General features: G+C 40.5%; 3 protein-coding genes and 1 pseudogene. All 4 read left to right on the forward strand.

Translation table 11 applies throughout. The features are described from left to right. Nucleotides 1-268: 268 nt before the first annotated feature. Entirely contained in the window at nucleotides 269-775 is a 507-nt protein-coding gene (locus Xedl_RS19205; protein WP_143187491.1) for a hypothetical protein, read from the forward strand. A gap of 20 nt (nucleotides 776-795) precedes the next feature. Then, nucleotides 796-1266 carry an HIT family protein gene (locus Xedl_RS19210; protein ID WP_074025307.1) on the forward strand — a complete coding sequence of 157 codons (471 nt, stop codon included), beginning with the start codon at nucleotides 796-798 and terminating at the stop codon, nucleotides 1264-1266. A 235-nt stretch (nucleotides 1267-1501) separates the two neighbouring features. Further along, nucleotides 1502-2425: pseudogene (locus tag Xedl_RS19215) on the forward strand (IS110 family RNA-guided transposase); the annotation flags it as partial. A 73-nt stretch (nucleotides 2426-2498) separates the two neighbouring features. Further along, on the forward strand, nucleotides 2499-2846 hold a 348-nt coding region (locus Xedl_RS19220), incomplete at its 3' end, for a transposase (protein ID WP_143187492.1).

Consider the following 2846-nt stretch of genomic DNA (forward strand, 5'->3'; position numbering starts at 1 on the left):
GTTTTATCACCTGGACTCAGGAAACCATGGAATATGAGATCAATACATTATTAGCTGGTTATGGTGACCAATTTGCAATTAATTTCTCTTGAGGACTTATGTTATCCCTGTAAATAAAGAAACAAAAACGAATCATACAGAAAATAGAAATAAAAATATCATTAATACAGTCAAAAATATTTTCTCTTCCAAGATATCTTTACCCATAGTTATACTCTATGTTAGCGCATCACTTTGCTTTCAAATATCAATACAGTTCTGGCAACCAATGATTGTCGGTGAAAATCTATCTAAGATTTCTGGTGGATTTTATGGCATTGCATTTGTATTAATTTTGTTGTCACAATCATTAGCCTCATATATAGCCCAACAAATGAAAGCTAAGATATCAACGTCACTATTCATTTCTATCATTATGATGATATCATTCGTCATGACATTTATCCTTTACAAGGAGTTATCAAAATATTTTCTACTCTTATTTATATGTATTAACTTTTTATTAATGAAATTAATAACCATTCATTCCCTATCTGTTTTTTTACAAAAACAGTCAGATAATCAGTGGGCGACATCAGAATCTTTTGTTTCATCTATGACAAGAGCTATTTTGTTGTTCGTTCTTCCTAGCCTTGGTGGTATTGGTCATCGTATTGGTATAGAATTCATTTTTCTTTCATTAAGCATAATATCTGGTATTTATGTTATTATTGTTTCAGTATTAATATGGTCATCCCTGAAAAAGAATAACACTTTATACGAAAAAGATGTTTAACTATATAAGGATACTTTGATATGAATAATTGTATTTTCTGTGAAATAGTTAATGGAAAGTCACCTGCACATGTTATTTGGGAAGACGATGATTATATGGCTTTTTTATCAATATACCCGAATACATTGGGTTTTACCGTAGTCATTCCAAAGAAACATTATGAAAGTTACGCATTTGAATTAAGTGACGATAGTTTGTCTGGTTTAATCATCGCTTCTAAAAAGGTTGCTAAACTCCTTGATTCGACCTTAGAAGATGTTGCTAGAACAGGACTAATATTCGAAGGTTATGGAGTTGATCATGTACACGCCAAATTATTTCCTATGCACGGGACAGGAAATAATAACCGTTTTAAAAAAATATCATCTTGTGTGGACAAGTTTTTTTATGAATATGAAGGGTATATATCATCACATGATAGTAAGCGGGCATCCGATAAGGATTTAAACATATTGGCTAAGAAAATTCGAGAGCATTCAGGAAATAAATAGATAGTTTCTTCAAATGAAAAACTTTAATTTGGCTTTTATTGAATGAATGCATACTACGTGGGATAGAATCAACAGCTCATCATGAACCACCATCTGATGAAGAACTCACACAGGCGCTGGTTGATGCAAAACGGAGAGCGTAAAAAAGTGCCCCACACTAATGAGATGGCCGCCCTCACCCTATTAGCGATATATTGACAGAGTGTGATTTATTTTTATTTAAGAGGCCACCATCATGAACACTATCGCATTGATTGGCATCGATCTTGGCAAGCATTCCTTTCATATCCATTGTCAGGATCAATCAGGAAAAGCGTTACTGCGTAAAAAATTCACCCGAGCTAAATTGATGGAATTCTTAGCTGGCTGCTCTCCGGCAATAGTGGTGATGGAAGCCTGTGCGGGCGTGCATTTCATGGCAAGACGGATCGCTGATTTGGGGCATGAGGCCAGGCTGATTTCACCGCAGTTTGTCCGTCCTTTTGTCAAAAGTAACAAGAATGATTTTATTGATGCGGAGGCTATCTGTGAAGCTGCTTCACGGCCATCAATGCGTTTTGTTCAGCCCAGAACAGAAGCCCAACAAGCCATGCGCGCCCTGCACCGTGTCCGGGAATCACTAGTCCGGGATAAAGTCAAAACCACCAACCAGATGCAGGCTTTCCTGCTTGAATTTGGTATCAGCATGCCCAAGGGGATTGCCGTGATAAAACGGCTCTCTGCTGTGCTGGCTGAACATGAACTTCCCCCTTATTTGGTGCAGGTATTACTGCGGTTACAGGCACATTATCACTATCTGGTTGAGCAAATCACCGAGATTGAAACTGCTCTATCACAGGAGGTTGCTCAGGATGATATCGGACAACGGCTGATGACGATCCCCGGCATTGGCCCCATCACGGCGAGTGTGCTTTCCTCACAACTGGGTGATGGGAAACAATACGCCCACAGCCGGGATTTTGCAGCCTCGACGGGATTGGTGCCCCGCCAGTACAGTACCGGAGGAAAGACAACCTTATTGGGGATCAGTAAACGGGGTAACAAGACACTCCGACAACTGTTGGTGCTCTGTGCCCGAACGTTCATACTGCATATCGAGCATAGAAAGGGCAAACTGGCTGACTGGGTTAAGCAGCAACTTGAACGAAAACATTCTAGTACTACAGTCGTACGCTCCATTGTGGCATGATAGCTCATGATATATTTTTCCTGAAAATAGGGGGAGGTGTTCAATGCACTTACCTGTTAACCTTTGGGAACAAGAACTGCTCTCATTACACACGCGTCTGACACCGTTATTTCACCATGCCAGTCCACAACAACGCAGTCTCGCCTATCTCAGGGGATTACTCAGTGATGTTGAGCGTAAAAATAGCTGGCAACTGGCGGAATGGTTGGGTGAACACTCGCCTGATGGCATTCAATATTTTCTGGAACGCGCCCGTTGGGATGCCGAAGCGGCTCGCGATATTTTACGCGATTATGTGACTGACCATCTCGGTGATGAGCAAGGCATCCTCATCATCGATGAAACCGGTTTTATCAAAAAAGGGACGCATTCTGCCGGCGTCCAACGCCAA

The organism is Xenorhabdus eapokensis (assembly GCF_001908105.1).

Excerpts from the sequence above, each read along its gene's own strand:
- Xedl_RS19205 (WP_143187491.1), top strand. The coding sequence starts at position 269 with ATGATTGTCGGTGAAAATCTATCTAAGATTTCTGGTGGATTTTATGGC.
- Xedl_RS19210 (WP_074025307.1), top strand. The coding sequence starts at position 796 with ATGAATAATTGTATTTTCTGTGAAATAGTTAATGGAAAGTCACCTGCA.